The following is a 19,678-nucleotide window of genomic DNA, read 5'->3' on the forward strand; positions in this document are numbered from 1 at the left end:
AAGGCATTGGCTTTGTAAGGGGAATCCTGAATCTGGTTGGCAGTGGCGAGTGCTTTTTCCAACAAGGAAGCGGCTTGAGCAGAATTTTTATCCTTAACAAAGGCGACAGCCGCTTTTGATTGAGACTCAGGACTCGTCCGCTGACTCACATCAGTCAAGTTCCAGCGAATTTGAGTCAATTGCCCCAAAGTTGTATAACTCAACCAACCCCAAAACCCCACTGCCAGCAATAAGGATACTCCCAATCCCCCCAAACTCAAGTAAATTCCCTGCTTACCACGTTGACGCAGTGCTATACTAGCTTGAATAAATTCTTGCTCTCCTGCGCTCAGTTCCTCTCGGCGTTGTTTCAGATTTTTTTCCGCTTCCGTTAACACTGCACCGCGCAACAATGCCCCCTTATCCCGTTGCATTTTTTGCCATTGCAGCATTGCGAACCGCAGCCTTTCTTGCCAAGCGCGAAAGCTACGGTCTGCATTCATCCATTGTCGCAGTTGTTCCCAATTACGAATCAACGCTTCATGAACAACTTCCACAGTTTCTTCGTTAGCAGCATTTTGACTGGTGACGACTAATCGATCATCCGCCAACTGTGTCACCAATTTCCAGCGTTCTTCACCCAATTCGGCTTTCGTCGCCACTCGTCGCGTATCTGGTCTGTCTTCACCCGGATACACTAATTGGATGAAAATCCGCCGTACCTGTTCTTTCTGAACTGCAATCAACTTACCATAACTTTGATCTGCATGACGAGCCAAGGCACCTTGTACTTTACCTATGTGCTGATAAGCTGCATGAGTTAACTGTTTACCCTTTCGCTCCTTCCACAATTGGGTTAACGCAAACTCCAAAAGAGGTAAATTCCCCGGTTCATCTTCCACATCATCCAAAATGCGTTCCACCAGTCCCCCTTCAAACGTTACCCCCAACTTTTCAGCAGGCTTTGCAATCACCTGTGAAAGTTCATCATGATTCATCGATCTGAGCTTGATATCAGTTTTTAATACATCTCCAAAAGCGGGATATGACAGAGCATTCCCCAAGAAATCTGCCCGCATGGTTGCAACTAGCACATTAGTCTTGCCAGGGGAAGATTGAAAGCTCGCTAATAAGGTGTCTAGAAAACTATGGCGAGTTTTCTGATCCGCACACAAAGTATAAAGTTCTTCAAATTGATCCGCAATCAATAACAACCGATGATTGGGATGCTGACGCTGAATATGGGAAAGTATATCAGGAAGAGTAACCTTGTTATCATGAAAATACTTAGCTAATGCTCGTGCTTGGGCAATCTGCATAGTAGGATCGCCAGATGTGTATAGAGGAACCAGGGACTCAGCCAAAGCATAAAAAGGGTCGGAACCGGGACGAAAATGGGTAAACTTCCAGTGACCTTCATTTTGCAGCTTTGGCACCAATCCCGCCAACACCACGGAAGATTTTCCGCTTCCCGACGCACCTAACACGGGTATAAAATTACGGTTTTGAGTCGCCGCGAATAGTTCTTCTACAAATACCTCACGTCCAAAGAAAAACTCCGCATCATCGGGACCAAAGTGAAACAAACCGCGATAGGGACAGAGAAGATTTTCGTCAGTAGCATCAGTATATTCAACAGGTATTACTGTTTTATTTTCACGGTAATAGTAGTTGGTGATAGTGATAGTAGCAGTATTGCTATCACCAGTAATAATGGCACTACTGTCAGCACTCCCTCCAACTTTGGCACTGCGGTCTTCTTCTGTCATCCTCCCTCACTTATGAATTTTGGACGGCTTGTACTGGTTTTATAAATTACACATACAGGACTTACGCACTGAAAACCCGAAAACTCGATCCCCCCTAGCCCCCCTTGAAAAGGGGGGAATCTTAAAAGCCCCCTTTTTAAGGGGGTTGGGGGATCTCTTCTGCGTAAGTCCTAATATATAGTTGCCAGTAAAATCAACATATGCATCCATTGGAGTACTTCAGCACAAACAGCTGTAATTACGGAAAACTTCACCGAAGCCCCCGCCCTTTCAGGGAAGTCAAAAGTCAAAAATCAAAAATCAAAAGTATTAATTTTGACTTTTGACTTGATACTTTTAATTTGTTTTGCCCCTACACCCCTACACCCCTACACCCCTACACCCCTAGTTATTGCTTAGGCGTTGATGTCGGCGTGGGAGCAGGAGTAGCAGATTCGCTTGAGAGTTTATTAATTTCGTCTTTATACTGGCTTGGTGCTAAAGCCGCAGCTTGGGTAAACAAAGTTTTTGCTTCCTCAGCTTTGCCTTGTTCCTTCAAGAGCGTTGCTTTGGCTAAGACGGGACGAAAATCCTGCTTATCCTTGCTTATTGCTTGGTCGTAAGCACTGCTAGCTTGAGTATAGTTTTTTTGAGAGGCGTATACGTTGCCTAAAAGCACTTGTACAGCGACTGTATCCACACTTCCTGGCTGAGTTTTATTCGCTGTGCTTGCAGTTTTGAGAGTATCTTGTAGCAAAGTGATAGCCGCTTCTGGGCGTTTTTCAGACAGATCCAGGGCTACCATACCTTGTAAAGCCTGAAGGTTGCCAGGTTTCTTTTGTAAAACAGAACGATAAGCTTGAGCGGCTCCTTCCTTGTCGCCAATTTGCTGCTTGGCTTGAGCCAATAACACTGCGTATTTTGTTTCTTCTGGATTGAGAGCCGCCAATTTTTCCAAAGGTGAAATCACGCTCTTGACATCACCTCCACCCAAGCTTAGCAATTGTAGTCGAGTCTCAAGCAAGTTTCGCAGCGCCGTTTGATTTTCTGGTTCCCGCTGCACAACTTGTGCATAACCCTGTGCGTCATTTTCCAGTTTCAATTTTAGATCAGAGGAAGGTGAAACACTTCTGGTGCTTGTGGATTTCTGGCTTGAATTTTGCGTTTCATTAAACGCGCCAATGATTGGCACCATCGAACCTCCAACAATAGCAAGAAGTACCACCACCAACACTACATTGACCCAGTGTTTCCGAGGTTGAGACACAAAACCATCCTTAAATTCTAATGGGATTATCGTTGACAGAAAAAATGAAAGTTAAAAATTTAAAAAATTTTGCGGAAACCCACGAATTGTTTGTGAATTTTATAACAAAAAGCAATATCCGCATTTCATGTAATTGTTCATTTTAGGAGGGATTGTCTGAAATTGTAGCCATAATATGCTTCCGAAACTAACATAAAAACGCTAAATTACAGATTTAGGGTGTGTATGTAAAGTTTTGCGTCTTTAGTATTGCACAGAGCGTTAAGACGTGGGTGTCTTGCAAGGAAATATACTTACAAGCGCCGCACAAACGCTCTTTTCAGCTGCCTTTGTAAAATCCCACAATTGGGATGTGTCTCCGCCACAAGGAGTTTTTATGAATTCCGACCTGATGCCGTTACCTGAATCGTCCAATTCAACTGCTTCTAAAGAAGCTTTAGAAAGCAAAGACACCGCTGCAATGAGTATCGATGCAGCAACTCCTGCTTTTCCAGAAAAAAATTCACCTGTGATCTCTAGTGAGACTGCTAATGATCAGAACTTAGAAAACCGGCAACAGCCGATTGCAGATCCCAGCGAACCAATGCAGTATCGAGCGATTGGCTTAGTGCGGGGTCGCTACGTTGCCAATAGTAGCGAACAATTTACTCAAGGTTCAATAGTAACTACAGATGGTACACAACTCGAAGCCGTCCTTCTGGGTCGGATTATGAGCTTAGTCAAAAATCATTTGGACTTGGAAAAAGAGCATCTGTGGGTTGTTTATCCGCGCACTCGGCAAGAAAACGACAAACTACATATACAAATTGTCGGAGTTTGGGAGCCGGAAAACTTGGCGAAACATCAAGTAGCCAATGAAAAGCAAGATTCGGCTTCACAAGAAGATTTGCCAATACCCGCCAGGAATAATTCATCAAGCGCCCTCATCCCCTCATCAGAAGTTCCAGATGGTGATTTTTCTGTTCGTGGCGAGGTTGTTTACCAGTCTTATGAAGCTGAACACTTAGTCATCAAAATTAAGCAAGCTGCGCGCAAACAAGATGACAAACCAAAGTATTTCAAGTTGAAAATTAAAGGTAAGCTTGAAGCTAGAGCAGTGGGTAAGTTTTGGGATTTACAAGTCAAGCGCGAAACTGACTCATTAGTAGTAGAAACCGCTGAGGCGATCGCTGATTTGCCCAAAAGGCGCAGACCACCACAAACAAGATATGGTAGCGCAAGTCGTCGTCCTAGTGGAAAAAAACCATTTCCTCCAAGACCACGCAACGGCGAAATTCCACGCCCAGTAAGGAAAACAGACGACACGGGTGCGGCGTCAATACCGATATCCTCAAAACCCATACCTAAGCCCGTTAAGCGTCTGAAGCCACCGGAAGAGTAAGAGGACAAGGGGGAAGGGAGTCATGAAGCAGAGGAGCAGGGAGCACCGGAGCAGGGGAGAAAGTGGGACGGAGCTTGTACTCCGCTTAAGATCGAGTGTCCACCGAAGAAGGGGCTTCATACCCATGTTCCGCTCTGCTCCACAAAGCAAGGGGGAAGGAGACATTCCCCCTTGCTCCCTGCCCCCTTCCCCCTTGCTTCATGACTCCCTCCCCTTGTCCTCTTAAAATTCCGTCCACCTGTCTTGCGGAAGAAAAGATCGCTGTAGCTCGATTGGTGCAACAGGCTCTGTTAAAGTAAAATCACCCGATAAAATGGATTGTTTCAACTCCACGGCAACTTGCCTAGAAAGAAATAAACTAGCAAGGGGTGCAACGCGCACAGTTCTGCCTTCTATGCTGATGCGTCCAGATTTGAGTTGGGCGTAACTGACTAAACCAAAGGTAGGACGAACACGCCGGGGAATGGAAAAGTCTACTATTGGGGCTACTAAGTCTTTATCTTGAACTGCACATCTTGCAACAACTTCTTCGTTCAACACAGGCAGTGGTACACCTACTCCCAACATCAAAGAAGGACCGTAACTTTTAAAGTAACAACCACGCACCCAACGAGCATCCATTTGCTTGGCATCACCAATCAAAGCTAAAGTTGCCGCTGGTCCAATGGGTGTATGATTGGGTAACCGCTTTTGTAAAGGAAAGTGCTGAGTGCCTTCCCAAGCAATATAACCGACACCGCCTCCCAAGAAAATTCGTGTGCCAATTCCAACCAGTTGCAGATCTGGGTCATTGAATAGAGGGGAGATAGCACCAGGGTTAGAGTAAACGGCATTGCCTAAACGCGGTTGTAATGGACCCAGGTATGTATAGAGTGGGCGATCGCCCCCATTCACACCTACTATAAAATTTTGATAAAGATTGCGTGGATTGAATAAATAAAACTGATTGATTGTTTCACGTGTAATAGTGGTTTCAAAAGTGGCTCTGGGATAGCAATCTGTCACTTGTCCTTGTGCTCGAATTTGTACGGTTTTACCAGCTATCAAATCTTCAATAACATGACCGCCGCCTCGTTCGCGAACTTCTTCGCCGTCCATCACTTCCACCGCGCAACTTGCACCCAAGTATAAATCTACAGCTCCAAAACCAGAGTATGCCGGAACACCATCTAACCAGCAACGGCGAATTTTGATCGGCGGGTCAGTATGTCCTAGGTTAATAATTGCACCACTAGATTCCATTGGCTCAAAAGTGCCAGTGGTAATGACATCAACTTCTTTAGCAACTTTGGCTACACCTACTTCTACAACTCTTGCCTTTAATTCTTCAGCAGTTAGCACTACCGCCTGTTTGTGACTGATTTTGTGATTTATCTCCGCAATTGTTCGCATATTAATAGTAGCTAATTAACAGAGCTATAACAGGATTGCTGCTTTATGAGTATTTAGTAACAGCTTGTTGAGATGAGAAGACAAGGGAAGTCAACAATCAGGGGTGTAAGGGTATGAGGGTGTAAGGGTGTAAGGGGCTTAGATCCACCACTGATTTGAGACCATCCTTACGGGTATGCTGGTTGATCCCAGATGTGAGCGCCCAAGGGGCGCGATTACACGCTCGCAACGAATGAAAGAAACACCTTTTTCCCTTACACCCCTACACCCCTACACCCTGTGTTTCTTGACAGACTGTTGGTCATTGCTGAAGTTAAGGGGGCGCACCGAAACTCGACTGTTACTTTCTGACTCGCCAACGCGATCGCTTCTGTAGCCTGTGGACTACTAGTCAAGCACTGGTTTACTTTTGTTGTTTGACTTTCCATCCGTTTTCCTTCTTGATTTTGTACAAAGAAACAAGCTAGTGTGTCGAGTAGATATTCTTAGTCGTGATCATATGCATCTTGGGAAGGTTCCCCAAACTCCAAAATTCATAGGAGACTAGAGAAAATAAAGTTGGTCTTATGAATCTTAAGGCAGCAAGTGGTGCAAATAGATAAGGAGGATTTATGCGTGCAGTACTGATGGCAGGTGGTTCAGGAACGCGGCTGCGTCCACTGACTTGTGATCTGCCCAAACCAATGGTGCCTATCCTAAATCGACCCATTGCCGAACATATTATCAATCTTCTCAAACGGCATCAAATAACAGAAGTGGTTGCCACACTTCATTATTTACCCGATGTCATGCGAGATTACTTCCAAGATGGCAGTGACTTTGGCGTACAAATGACCTATGCCGTAGAAGAAGATCAGCCCTTAGGTACTGCGGGGTGCGTGAAAAATATTGCCGAACTTCTTGACGACACCTTTTTAGTCATCAGCGGCGATAGTATCACAGATTTCGACCTGACAGCAGCAATTGAATATCATAAACAAAAGAAGTCAAAAGCAACTTTAGTTTTAACCCGTGTCCCCAACCCGGTAGAGTTTGGGGTAGTGATTACTGATCAAGAAAGTCGGATTCGTAGATTTTTAGAAAAACCTTCTACGAGTGAAATTTTCTCCGACACTGTTAACACTGGTACATACATTCTGGAACCAGAAGTTTTGGAATACCTGCCAGCAAACCAAGAATCCGACTTTTCTAAAGATTTGTTTCCGTTGCTACTGGAAAAGAATGAGCCAATGTACGGTTACATTGCCGAAGGTTATTGGTTTGATGTCGGTCATTTAGATGCTTATCGTGAAGCGCAGTACGATGGGTTATATCACAAAGTCAAACTGGACTTTGACTATAACGAAGTTTCTCCTGGCTTGTGGGTAGGTCAAAACACTTTTATTGACCCAGCTGCGAAGATTGATACTCCAGCAGTTATTGGTGATAATTGCCGCATTGGGGCAAGAGTACATATTGAAGCCGGGACCGTTATTGGGGATAATATCACTATTGGTTCTGACGCCAATCTCAAGCGTCCGATTGTTTGGAATGGAGCGATCATTGGCGACGAGGCACAACTGACTGCTTGTGTCATTTGCCGTGGTGCACGTGTAGACCGCCGTGCCCATGTCTTAGAAGGTGCTGTGGTTGGTTCGCTTTCTACTGTAGGAGAAGAAGCGCAAATTAGCCCATTTGTGCGTGTTTGGCCCAGTAAAAAGATTGAGTCTGGGGCAATTTTAAATATTAATTTGATTTGGGGTAACACTGCACAACGTAATTTATTTGGGCAACGAGGCGTCCAAGGGCTAGCCAATATTGACATCACCCCAGAATTTGCAGTGAAGTTGGGATCTGCATACGGTTCAACCTTGAAACCAGGTTCTCAGGTAACAGTTTCTCGTGACCAACGCAATGTCTCTCGTATGGTCACTCGCTCGTTAATTGCTGGTTTGATGTCAGTAGGTATCGAGATTCAGAACCTAGATGCCACAGCTATTCCAATAGCTCGTACAGTGATACCTACCATGAGCGTCAGTGGTGGAATTCATGTGCGAATGCATCCAGATCGCCCCGACTACATCCTGATTGAGTTTATGGATGCTAAGGGAATTAATATCACCAAATCCGCAGAAAAGAAAATCGAAGGAGCGTACTTCAAAGAAGATATGCGCCGGGCGCAAATTCATGAAATTGGTGATGTTGCTTACCCCAGTCAGGTGATGGATCGATACTGTACCGCTTTTGAGAAGCTATTGCATATTGATAGTATTCGCAACAGTCGAGCAAAAGTCGTCATTGATTACGTTTATGCAGTATCTGGAGCTGTGTTACCCCAAATGCTAGATAAGTTTGGGGCTGATGCAGTGGTGTTGAATGCAAGTCTCAATAAAGCAACTATGTCAGCAATTGAGCGCGAAGCACTTTTGACTCAGCTTGGTCAAGTGGTGGAGGTGTTGAAAGCGAACTTTGGTGTTCAGATTTCCGCGAATGGAGAACAACTCATTCTGGTTGATGAATCTGGCATTCCTATTCGTGGGGAAATGTTAACAGCGCTGATGGTAGACATGATGTTAACTGCTCACCCCAGAGGAACAGTCGTGGTGCCAGTTAATGCTTCTAGTGCGGTAGAACAAATTGCTCGTCGCCATGATGGTAAGGTCATTCGCACAAAGGCAAATCCTACAGCATTAATGGAAACTTGTCAGAAAAATTCCAATGTAGTATTGGGTGGTAATGGCGACACTGGCTTTATTGTGCCGCAATTGCATCCTGGATTTGATGCTATGTTCTGCGCTGCCAAACTGATTGAGATGCTGACGATACAAGAGCGCTCTCTTGCCTCTGTGCGGTCAGAATTGCCCCGTGTGGTTCACAAAACATACACAGTACGTTGCCCTTGGACTGTCAAAGGAGCGCTGATGCGCTACTTGGTGGAAACTCACCCAGCTGAAAACTTGGAGTTAATTGATGGAGTGAAAATTTGTCAACCGTATGATGACAGTTGGGTGTTAGTGTTGCCAGATGCAAGTGAGCCTGTAGTCCATTTGTACGCAAACGCTAACGATCGCGATTGGGTAGATGAATCATTAAGACAATACCGTGCTCGCGTGCAGGCGTTTGTTGAAACAGAAGTAGAACAAGCTATTGGTGAAGTGTAATTAATGACACAAGTGACTTATGGCTCCTAGTCATTAGTCATTTGTGTTCACTCCTGCGCAACTCATGACAAGTTAACAAAAAACAGGATTTGTCAAGGAGATAGGAAAATGAAACAAATCAAACGCTACTACGTGAGTTTCTATTTTCTCATCGCGATCTGCAAAGGAGCGATCGCTTGCCGGATTTGTTGACTGGATTAGATGTGTTGCCAATGTTAGAAGGTCTAAACCTGATGAGTTAACTCTCTTATCTTCTCAGCAATACTTTCTAACACCCCAGACAAATTTCCATACACATCATTATTTGTAAATCTAATAAAATTAATTCCTGCTGATTCAATCAACTCTTGTCTTGCCTTATCGTATTCAGCAGCACCATTTTCAAAATGGCTTCCACCGTCAATTTCTATAGCTAGCCTCAACTCAGGACTGTAAAAATCTATAACAAACTTATCTACACTATATTGTCTGCGAAATTTGCAGTTTTCAAGTTGCCTATCTCTAAGTTTATCCCAAATAAGTTTCTCGGCTTTTGTAATATTTTGGCGCAATAGTCGCCTTTTATCTTTTTCACTATCTTTGTTATAAAGTTGAGTCATTTTCACTTCAATATTTTTAAATTTATACAAAAAAAGCTTATTTCTTTCCAGTTCCCTCTCCTTTATTCCGGTTCCCTCTCCTTTATAAGGAGAGGGTTAGGGTGAGGTAAAACGCCACAATATAATAACTTCAGCCCGCGCTTCACCGTACTCCTCTGGTTAGTAACCTCACCCCGCCCTTCGGGCACCCCTCTCCTTATAAAGGAGAGGGGAAGAGGTAAAACGCTACAACATAATAACCTCAGCCCGCGCTTCACCGTACTCCTCTGGTTAGTAACCTCACCCCGCCCTACGGGCACCCCTCTCCTTATAAAGGAGAGGGGAAGGGGAATAGGTTACGCGCTAAAGTATTTAGCTACTGGGTGATAAGTGACAATCGCAGTTGTAGACTGTTCAGGATAAAGCTGTTCACTTTCATCCATGTGCAAGTCAATACGTTCTGCCCCTAACAACTCCAGCTGCTTGTATTGATCCTGAATATTCGGACAAGCCGGATACCCAAAACTATACCGCGAACCCTGATATCTCTGTGCCAAGATATCCCGAATATTATCCGGTTCCTGAGCCACAAAACCCAACTCGCGACGAATGCGGGCGTGTGTCCACTCCGCCAGCGCCTCAGCTATCTGCACTGCAAAACCGTGGAAATACAGATAATCTGTGTACTTGTTATCTGCAAACAACTTTTGAGCGTACTCTGTGGCAATATGCCCAACCGTTACCGCGTGCATCGGGAACACGTCAATAATTCCCGACTCCTTCGGCGCAAAGAAATCTGCAATACACAGCCTCCTCAACGACCTTTGGCGTGGAAACTCAAACTTTCCTATTTCCTTGGCGTCTGTGCGGTTCGTTTCATAAATATACAAAGTATTCCCCTCAGCCTGACAAGGAAAATACCCATAAACGACCTGCGGATGAAGCAAATTCTCCTGTATAACTTGCTGCTTCAAATCCTCCAAAATCGGATACACTTTCTCATTCAAGAAAGCTTGATACTCCTCCTTAGATTGCTCTTTCGGCTTGCGGAATTGCCATTGTCCTGCAATCAAAGCTTGTAAATCTAAATGCCAGAAAATCTCCTCAAAAGGAATCTCTTCTGGCTGGAGTATCTTCGTTCCCCAGAAAGGTGGGGTTGGACGTTCAATATCCACCGCCACAGCTTCAGAACGACGGGTATCCACTACTTTTGGTTCAGGAGATTTTTCTTCAGCCGTCTGGGCTACAGGCTGTTTGTTACCATTTGCTGACACTTGGGTTGTTTGAGGAGATTCATTCAAAAATCCCCGCAAATCATCCCATTGACTAGCACCCTTGGCTGGCATTAACTTATCCATGAAGTGCAAATCAGAAAACGCATCTTTGCCGTAAACCACTTTACCTTTGTAAGTATTTTGGCAATCTTGATCAACAAACTTGGGTGTCAGCGCAGCACCACCTAAAATCACAGGGACGGTGATTCCCTTTTCGTTGAACACCTCCAAATTCTCTTTCATAAAAGCAGTGGATTTCACCAACAAACCACTCATAGCAATACAATCAGCTTTGTGCTGTTCGTATGCATTAATAATGTTCTCTACTGGCTGCTTAATTCCTAAGTTAACCACCTTGTACCCGTTGTTCGACAAGATGATATCAACTAAGTTCTTACCAATGTCGTGAACATCGCCTTTCACCGTAGCAATGATGAATGTACCCTTAGCATTGTTACCAGCTTCTGACTTTTCCATGAAAGGTTCTAGGTAAGCCACCGCTGCTTTCATGGTTTCCGCTGACTGCAATACGAAGGGAAGCTGCATTTGTCCAGAACCGAACAACTCACCGACAACTTTCATCCCATCCAACAGGAAGGTGTTGATAATATGCAGCGGAGGATATTTTTCTAAAGCTTTGGTGAGTTGTTCTTCTAAACCAATGCGTTCGCCGTCAATGATGTGGCGCTTGAGACGTTCTTCAATGGGTAGATTTTCGTCAACGCCTTTGTCGCGTTTCGTCGTCACCCCTTCAAATAACTTCGTCAGTTCTGTTAAGGGGTCATAAATGCAGACATTTCCTTCAAATTTGCGCTGATCGTAAATCAATTGGTGACAGACTTCTTGATGGCGTTCCTCAATCCGCGACAGTGGTAAAATTTTGTTAGCACTGACAATTGCCGCATCCATACCAGCAGTCATCGCCTCGTGTAAGAACATGGAGTTGAGGACGATACGTGATGCAGGGCTAAGACCAAAGGAGATATTGGAAACGCCTAAGATGACATGAGATCCAGGCAATTCTTGACGAATCCGGCGGATGGCTTCAATTGTTGCTTTACCGTTAGCGCGGTCTTCTTCAATCCCTGTGGAAATCGGTAGAGCAAGAGTATCAAAAAAGATTTCTGTAGGTGGAATTCCATACTCAACAGCTTGACGGTAGGCACGTTGGGCGATCGCAAACTTTTTGTCTGCTGTCCGTGCCATGCCATCTTCATCGATTGTACCAATCACAACACCTGCACCGTATTTCTTCGCCAGTTCTAACACCTTCAAGAAACGCGGTTCTCCATCTTCATAGTTGGTGGAGTTCAATAAACACTTACCACCAGCAACTTTCAGTCCCGCCTCCATCTTTTCCCATTCGGTGGAGTCAAGCATCAATGGAAGTGTCACATTATTGACCAGACGTGAAACCACCTCGTGCATATCATGCACACCGTCACGTCCTACATAGTCAACGTTGACATCAAGAATATGTGCGCCTTCCTTAACTTGCGCCCTCGCCATTGACACCAGTCCATCCCAATCTTCCGCATTGAGTAACTCGCGACATTTTTTGGAACCACTGGCGTTGAGGCGTTCGCCGATAATTAAGAATGAATTGTCTTGCTCGTAAGGTTGGGTGTTGTATATTGACGCCGCTGCTGGTTCAAGTTCAGGATGTCTGACTTTTGGCGTCAACTCTTTGGCAATTTCTGCTAATTGTTGAATGTGTCCTGGACGTGTCCCACAGCAACCCCCTATCACTTGGACACCCAAATCTTCAACAAAATGCATTAATGACATCCGTAATTCCATCGGTGTCAAGTGGTAATGAGCTTGACCGCCAACGTTCTCAGGTAAACCCGCGTTGGGAATACAGGAAACTACGAAGGATGAATGTTCTGAGAGGTATTTGATATGTGGTTTCATCAAGTCTGGACCTGTGGCACAGTTCAGACCGAGAATATCAATTGGGTAGGGTTCGAGAATTGTTAAGACAGCGTTGATTTCCGTCCCAACCAGCATTGTGCCCATAGTTTCCATTGTGACAGAGACCATGAGCGGGCGGCGATCGCCTTTCTTCGCAAAAACTTCTTCAATTGCATTCAACGCCGCTTTGATTTGCAGCACATCTTGGCAAGTTTCAACGATGAATAAATCGACTCCACCATCAAAAAGTCCTTCCGCTTGTTCGGCGAAGGAAGCTTTTAGGGTGTCAAAGTCGATATGTCCCAAAGTTGGTAGTTTCGTAGTTGGTCCTATAGAACCCGCAACAAACCGGGGTTTTTCGGGAGTAGAAAATTCTGCAGCAACCCGCTTTGCGAGTTCTGCTGCTGTCTTATTCAGATCATACGCCTTGTCCGCCAAGTCGTATTCGGCTAAAACAATCGACGCACCGCCAAAAGTATCCGTTTCAATCACATCTGCACCTGCGGCGAGAAAGTCCCCATGAACTTTTGCGACTGCTTCTGGCTTGGTGTAAACGAGGTACTCGTTACAACCTTCGTATTGAGGACCACCGAAATCTTCAGCAGTCAGGTTTTGTGTTTGCAAGTTAGTTCCCATTGCACCGTCGAAGACGATGACTGGGCGTGTGGGACTATGCAAGTGTTCTAAGAAAGTAGAGGTCATATTCTCCAACAGAAAATTGGGTTAGTCTGGAAATATTTAACTGTACATACTATTTTCTCGAATTTTTAGTACTTCTGAAGTGTGAATAATGAGGGGTGTAAGGGTGTTGGCGTATAGGTGAGGAGAAAAGTAACCGTGAATTGCTTTCTTTCCCCTACCCCCTTACACCCTTACACCCTTACACCCCTAGTTCTTGACGGCGCTACTTTATAAACACTAGTCATGAAAACTTGATTGCTAAATTTTTGACAAAGTTGGCGGAATTTTCTCGTAACTCCTAGTTAAGTAATTATTTACTGACCTACTTTCACATGCTCATGTCTGAAATCTTTTGTATTAAACCGCTAGGTGAAATTTTACAGCTGGCTGACCTAATTTCAATTGCACAGATAGAGTTCGCTTTGCAAGAGCAGATCCAAAATAACAATATGCGGCTAGGGGAAATTTTAGCCTTACAAGGATGGATCAAACAAGAAACGGCTGATTTTTTTGCCCAGAAGTGGTCAGATTTGCTAAAGCAAAAATCTAAACAACCCTTGGGTGAGTATCTCAAAAAAGCAGGGCTGTTGGATGAGTATCAAGTCAAGACTATTCTGTGTGAACAAAAACAGATGGGACTTAGATTTGGGGAATTGGCTGTCCACAAAGGTTGGCTTAAGCCAACTACAATCAACTTTTTTCTAGAGCATATTGCTCCTGTTGCACAGCGCCCTGAAAAAATTTTACAGCAGGCAGAACACTCAGTTGAAGTCCGTAACGGGAGAGTCAGATCCTTGGGGGAATTCAAAATTCGTCTTGGAAAGTTTGCTCTGTCGGAAAACCAACGCTCTTATCCAAGTAAGGAAGACCCTAAACTGGCTCCTCCTGGCGTCCGCGCTGCCTCACGACTCGACTCGCTCAACTTTGGGCAAAATACAAAATTCCAAATTGAAGACTTCACACAGCCCAGCCCAGTGAGTATTAATGACAGTCTCAGACAAGTAGAAACGTTTTTGGAAGAGGACAAGTCATCTGTTGTTGATCACAGAGTACATACAAGACCTTTGAGTCGCAGCATCATCAAATTATTCAATTTAGATCAAAAAGCTAGTCGTCCGGATATTTTGCTGGAGGAGGTTTTTTCATGGACAAGTGGTCAACCGTTTCTCACCCAAAAGTTATGTCAATTACTAGCTGATTCCGAAACTTTTGTTCCCTTTGGTGAGGAAGGATTCACAGTCGATGTGCTCGTGCAAACCCGTTTTATTGATCATTGGGAAACTCAAATTGCGTCTGAGCATCTCAAGGCGATTCGCTATGGTCTTCTGGAAAATAAAAAATGCAATCATTTTTCACTCCTGAAACTTTATCAACAAATATTACACCAGGGAAACATCTCTGTTGAAGACAGTTTTGTCAAAACAGAATTGTTAAATTTAGGATTGGTTGTGGAACAGGAAAACACGCTAAAAGTTTCTAACCGCATTTACCAATCTATTTTTTCTTTAAGTTGGGTGAATCGGGAAATAATACGTTTAGATATCAACCGCAGCAGAATCAAATTCTTCAAATTAGATGAAAAAGCCAGCCGCCCGTATGTCTTACTGGAAGAGGTGTTGTTATGGACAAGTGGTCAACTGTTTCTCACCCAAAAACTTTCTCAATTACTCGCTAACTCACAAGGTTTTATTCCCGTTAATCAAGAAGCTGTCAGAGTAGAGCAACTAGTACAAACCCGCCTAATTGACAACTGGGAAATTCAAGTGGCGTCTGAGCATTTGGAGGGAATTAGCAATGGAATTCTGAAAAATCAGCAGTGTCAGCCTTTGTCACTGTTGCAGCTATATCAGCAAATCTTGCAGCATAAAGAAGTGGTAGTGAATAACAATCCCGCACAAACAGAACTGCTGAATTTGGGATTAGTTGTCAAACAGGAAAAGACGCTAAAAGTTTCTAATCGTATTTACCAATCTGTTTTTTCTTTGAATTGGGTGAATCAAGAATTGGAGAAACAGCCTCCCCCACTTTCACAAATGATGAAAAGTATCCAAAGCCAATTACCTCCACCAACACTTCGTTTAAAAAAGATAAAAAAAACCATTTCCAATCGAAGAAAGACACTTCCTAAAGAAACTTGGATTTTACTGGGAACTATTAGCTTGATGCTCGTTGGCTTTAGTGTCGTTGGCTTTAGTGCGGTGAAGTCTTCAGAGGTGAAAAGCCTTATTCAACAAGGCGAGAAATGAGCTATTCAACCAAATAAGTAAGTGGACATAATTAAACGTAACTATGTTCGTAGCGAGTGGAACGCAGTGTAACGTAGACGCCTGGAGAGCTTCGGTGCAGGGTAGCGATCGCAAGCGTTTGGGATTGCTTCACTATGCCCTCCGGGCACGCTGCGCTAACGCTCGCATTGATGGGGTTCCCCTACACACGCCAGATACCTCTGTCGGGAAACCCTCCTATGTCCTTCGGACACGCTGAGTCCCAAGGGGACACGCTACGCGAACGCGAACAGTACTGGCTCCCCTACACCCCTACACCCTTACACCCGCACCCGAAGGGCATTGACTATTTTTCAAAACTATAAATCTTCTGTGTCCCCAACTGCTCACAACAAATAGACGAAGGTAATGTCCCCACACGGAACGTCTGCCGATCCAATTGCACTTGTAAGTTACTCAGAGGATCAACACCAGGCGAAATCAAAAATTCTAGCTTTTGGATATAAGGCAAAGCGACAAGTTCATCCAAAATTTGGCTAACTGCTTGCGCGTAAGGATGACCTTTGTGCTTATACCAATCATCTGTTGCAACGTTCGCTTGGTCAAAACCTAAGTGTACTATTAAGGATGGCTGATTAAACAGGGCGATCGCCAGTGGACGTGCTTCTTCCTGTAACAATAAGTCATGACTTTTCGCTAAATGTCGCAGTTTCTCTAAGCGTTCGTAGCGTTCCGTCACCGCTTCGGGATCATCTTGCCAATTTATCGCCACTGTTAACAGAAAAGTCTGTAACAGCATATGACCCAGTTTTTTCGCCTTGGTTTTAAGGTAATAAGAATTGTAGTCGTTTGCCTCAATCAACAATGGCACGCGATCCACAACTTCTAACTTATAACCTTTTAACCCTGCAATCTTACGGGGATTGTTGGTAATCAAGCGAATCTTATGAACTCCCAAATCCATGAGCATTTGTGCTCCCATACCGTAGTCTCGCAAATCGGCGGGGAATCCCAAACGCTCATTCGCTTCTACGGTATCTAGTCCCATATCCTGCAACGAGTAAGCTTTCAATTTATTAACCAGCCCAATTCCCCGTCCTTCTTGCCGCAGGTAAACAACGACACCTTGCCCTGCATTCTCAAGCATTTTCAGTGCTGCTTGTAACTGCATCCGACAGTCGCAGCGTAAAGAACCCAAAGCATCTCCAGTCAGGCATTCGGAATGCATCCGCACCATAACTGGATTCTCTCCAAAATCAGCAGGATTACCCTTGACAACAGCAACGTGTTCTGTATCATCCAGAGTATGGCGATAAGCGTAAATTTGGAAATGACCAAACTGGGTGGGTAACTCAGCAATAGTTTCGCGCCTGATCAGGCGGTCGTGCTGGAGGCGGTAACTGATTAAATCCGCGATGCTGATAATTTTTAGATTGTGATGCTTGGCATACTGCATTAACTCAGATAGCCGCGCCATCGAACCGTTGGGGTTTTGAATCTCACAAATAACGCCAGCAGGATATAATCCAGCTAATCGAGCTAAGTCAACAGCGGCTTCGGTATGTCCTGCCCGTTTGAGTACGCCTCCTTCCTTTGCGCGAATGGGGAAAATATGACCGGGACGGCGTAAATCTACAGGTTTGGTTCCTGGGTTGATCGCAACTTGGATTGTGCGGGCGCGGTCTTCTGCGGAAATGCCAGTGCTTACCCCTAAGTGAGGACCGGCGTCAATGCTGACTGTGAAAGCCGTTTGGTTGGTGTCGGTGATGTTGCTCACCATCAATGGTAAGTCTAATTCATCTAGGCGATCGCCACTCATTGCCAAACAAATCAGTCCCCTGGCTTCCACCGCCATGAAATTAATAATGTCAGGAGTAGCAAATTGGGCAGCACAAATCAAATCGCCTTCATTTTCTCGATTTTCATCATCTACCACCACAATCTGGTGACCAGCTTTCAAGTCAGCCAAGGCGGCATCAATCGAATCAAATTCAAAGGTTTGGTTTGAAGTCGTGTTAAGCTGCGACACAGAGGAATTCCAGCGATCAGATGTAAATTTTTTGTAACAAATGCTTGTCTTCTGATTGTAGCTCTTCTGGACACAATAGGAAGCCATCGCAGCCAAGATTCGATAACATACCGATAAATACCCACACAAGACCGTTGGATTCTCTAAGCTAGTGTGCAGCAACAATGAAACAGTAATAAGTCTTTAGCAGAATGCTTCTGCTAAAGACAAGTCTCTATATTTAAAAAGGATTTAGTAGTTATGGGCAATTCTAGACGCGTAAAAGTTGGGATTATTGGCGCGTCAGGCTACGGCGGAGTGCAGTTAGTACGACTACTCATGGATCATCCAGAAGTCGAACTCGTTTACTTAGGTGGGGAGAGTAGCGTGGGAAAATCGTTTGCGGATCTCTACCCACATCTAGCTCACATAGTTAACCAACCGATAGAAGCTATAGATCCACAAAACATTGCGACACGTTGTGAGGTAGTGTTTCTTTCTCTACCAAATGGTTTGGCTTACAAAATCGCTCCGCAATTGTTGGACAAAGGATTGATAGTACTAGATTTGAGTGCAGACTATCGCTTTAGGAATTTGACAACTTATACAAACTGGTATGGTGCCCAAAGAACAGATCTTGCAATAGCAGCGACAGCAGTTTATGGATTACCAGAACTGTATCGCGATCGCATTGCAGAAGCCCAGCTGATTGCTTGTCCTGGTTGCTATCCCACCGCTAGCCTCTTGGCACTTTCACCACTCCTCAAGCAAGGGCTAATTGTGCCAGAAACAGCTATTGTTGACGCCAAGTCAGGCACTTCTGGCGGTGGACGTCAAGCGAAAGTTAATATGTTGCTTGCCGAAGCAGACAACTCCTTAACACCTTATAATGTTGTCCGTCACCGCCACACCCCAGAAATCGAGCAGATTTGTAGTGATTTAGCAGGACACGAAGTCACCATCCAATTTACACCACACCTTGTTCCTATGGTGCGCGGTATGCTCGCAACGGTTTATGCAACACTACGGGACCCTGGTTTAGTCCGAGATGATTTAATTACTATTTATAAAGCATTCTACCGTAACTCTCTTTGGGTGAAAGTCTGTGAACCAGGCGTTTATCCCCAAACAAAATGGGCTTGTGGCACTAACCTTTGTTACATTGGCATAGAAGTTGACCCCCGTACCGGGCGTGCAATTGTGATGTCAGTAATTGATAACCTAATCAAAGGGCAGGCCGGTCAAGCTATCCAGTGTCTCAATATCATCATGGGCTGGGATGAAACACTGGGGTTGCCAAAGTTGGGCTTTTATCCGTAATTGGGGATGAGGGGGCTACAGTGTACACACCAGATCGCTTTTTACCTCACCCTCGCTTTACCCTGCGGGTAAATCTTTCCCTCTCCTTAATAAGGAGAGGGATGCCCGACAGGGCAGGGTGAGGTTCCGATCCATGAGTCCAGATTTTGCGATTGAATTACCTTACATAAGTGACAATATGGAACCGCTACGCAAAAAAATGCAAGAATACATTGATAATGAATTGCGTCTGGGTTGGTTAATTGATACAAAAAATAAAAAAGTAGAAATTTATCGCGCCTTACAGCCAGTGGAAGTGTTGAATAATCCAACAAGCTTATCAGGAGAAGATGTTTTACCTGGGTTTGTTTTAGATTTACAAGTTGTGTTTAGTTAACTAGATCGGCGCGAAAAAACCAAACTATTGTTTGGGCGATAGCTTCGCTTGCCTCACGCGCAAAGCGCTCAGCATGAGCGTGAGGCAGATCGCCTTGTGGGAGCGATAAGCAGAGGCACTTACGAGCTATTAATAGTATAATTACACAATTTAGCGTTTCCAAAACTATAAATTATACTCATTAACTGTACTTGTAAACCACTTTGAAAACCGACAGCATCTTTTATCACATCTTCCAAAGCTTTCCCAGCACATTCTTTGAACTGATTAACCAACCACCATCACTTGCGGAGGCTTACCAATTTTCCTCACAAGAAGTCAAACAATTAGCTTTTAGAATTCAATACCTTCGCCAAAAAAAGAGGATAAATATCTCAATCCCAAAACCTCGACTA

At 44.4% G+C, this 19,678-nt stretch carries 12 protein-coding genes and 1 pseudogene; 7 read left to right on the forward strand and 6 right to left on the reverse strand.

Annotated features, from left to right (window positions below; genetic code table 11):
* Together AC5JM2_RS02155 and AC5JM2_RS02160 are read right to left on the reverse strand one after the other, a co-directional pair.
* A partial coding sequence (locus AC5JM2_RS02155) for an nSTAND1 domain-containing NTPase (protein ID WP_495833268.1) occupies window positions 1-1,748 on the reverse strand: 1,748 nt, incomplete at its 3' end.
* Between the two features lie 388 nt (window positions 1,749-2,136).
* Entirely contained in the window at window positions 2,137-2,994 is an 858-nt protein-coding gene (locus AC5JM2_RS02160; protein WP_495833269.1) for a tetratricopeptide repeat protein, read from the reverse strand.
* 376 nt (window positions 2,995-3,370) lie between these two features.
* Between AC5JM2_RS02160 and patR the strand changes: the two genes are divergently transcribed.
* Window positions 3,371-4,375 carry a heterocyst master regulator PatR gene (gene patR / locus AC5JM2_RS02165; protein ID WP_495833270.1) on the forward strand — a complete coding sequence of 335 codons (1,005 nt, stop codon included), beginning with the start codon at window positions 3,371-3,373 and terminating at the stop codon, window positions 4,373-4,375.
* Window positions 4,376-4,597: 222 nt separating this feature from the next.
* On the opposite strand, the gene AC5JM2_RS02170 is transcribed toward patR, so the two are convergent.
* On the reverse strand, window positions 4,598-5,767 hold the full coding sequence (locus tag AC5JM2_RS02170) for a homocysteine biosynthesis protein (RefSeq protein ID WP_495833271.1): 1,170 nt from the start codon (window positions 5,765-5,767) through the stop codon (window positions 4,598-4,600).
* Between the two features lie 611 nt (window positions 5,768-6,378).
* Here AC5JM2_RS02170 and AC5JM2_RS02175 point away from each other — a divergent pair.
* Window positions 6,379-8,907 carry a sugar phosphate nucleotidyltransferase gene (locus AC5JM2_RS02175; RefSeq protein ID WP_495833272.1) on the forward strand — a complete coding sequence of 843 codons (2,529 nt, stop codon included), beginning with the start codon at window positions 6,379-6,381 and terminating at the stop codon, window positions 8,905-8,907.
* A 224-nt stretch (window positions 8,908-9,131) separates the two neighbouring features.
* On the opposite strand, the gene AC5JM2_RS02180 is transcribed toward AC5JM2_RS02175, so the two are convergent.
* A complete protein-coding gene (locus AC5JM2_RS02180) occupies window positions 9,132-9,536 on the reverse strand; it encodes an endonuclease domain-containing protein (RefSeq protein ID WP_495833273.1) in 405 nt (134 codons plus the stop codon).
* A gap of 305 nt (window positions 9,537-9,841) precedes the next feature.
* On the reverse strand, window positions 9,842-13,375 hold the full coding sequence (metH, locus tag AC5JM2_RS02185) for a methionine synthase (RefSeq protein ID WP_495833274.1): 3,534 nt from the start codon (window positions 13,373-13,375) through the stop codon (window positions 9,842-9,844).
* Window positions 13,376-13,692: 317 nt separating this feature from the next.
* Between metH and AC5JM2_RS02190 the strand changes: the two genes are divergently transcribed.
* Window positions 13,693-15,600 carry a hypothetical protein gene (locus AC5JM2_RS02190; RefSeq protein ID WP_495833275.1) on the forward strand — a complete coding sequence of 636 codons (1,908 nt, stop codon included), beginning with the start codon at window positions 13,693-13,695 and terminating at the stop codon, window positions 15,598-15,600.
* A gap of 43 nt (window positions 15,601-15,643) precedes the next feature.
* Window positions 15,644-15,838 carry a hypothetical protein gene (locus AC5JM2_RS02195; RefSeq protein ID WP_495833276.1) on the forward strand — a complete coding sequence of 65 codons (195 nt, stop codon included), beginning with the start codon at window positions 15,644-15,646 and terminating at the stop codon, window positions 15,836-15,838.
* An 87-nt stretch (window positions 15,839-15,925) separates the two neighbouring features.
* Here the strand turns inward: AC5JM2_RS02195 and ribBA are convergent, their stop codons facing one another.
* On the reverse strand, window positions 15,926-17,608 hold the full coding sequence (ribBA, locus tag AC5JM2_RS02200) for a bifunctional 3,4-dihydroxy-2-butanone-4-phosphate synthase/GTP cyclohydrolase II (RefSeq protein ID WP_495833277.1): 1,683 nt from the start codon (window positions 17,606-17,608) through the stop codon (window positions 15,926-15,928).
* 240 nt (window positions 17,609-17,848) lie between these two features.
* Here ribBA and argC point away from each other — a divergent pair, with 240 nt between their 5' ends.
* From argC to AC5JM2_RS02215, 3 genes and pseudogenes are all read left to right on the forward strand, one after another.
* Entirely contained in the window at window positions 17,849-18,907 is a 1,059-nt protein-coding gene (argC, locus tag AC5JM2_RS02205) for an N-acetyl-gamma-glutamyl-phosphate reductase (RefSeq protein WP_495833278.1), read from the forward strand.
* A gap of 112 nt (window positions 18,908-19,019) precedes the next feature.
* Window positions 19,020-19,283: pseudogene (locus AC5JM2_RS02210) on the forward strand (Uma2 family endonuclease); the annotation flags it as partial.
* Window positions 19,284-19,486: 203 nt separating this feature from the next.
* Window positions 19,487-19,678 (forward strand): DUF2887 domain-containing protein (locus AC5JM2_RS02215; RefSeq protein WP_495833279.1); only part of this gene is annotated, 192 nt, incomplete at its 3' end.

The sequence above is a fragment of the Brasilonema angustatum genome (genome assembly GCF_059505445.1).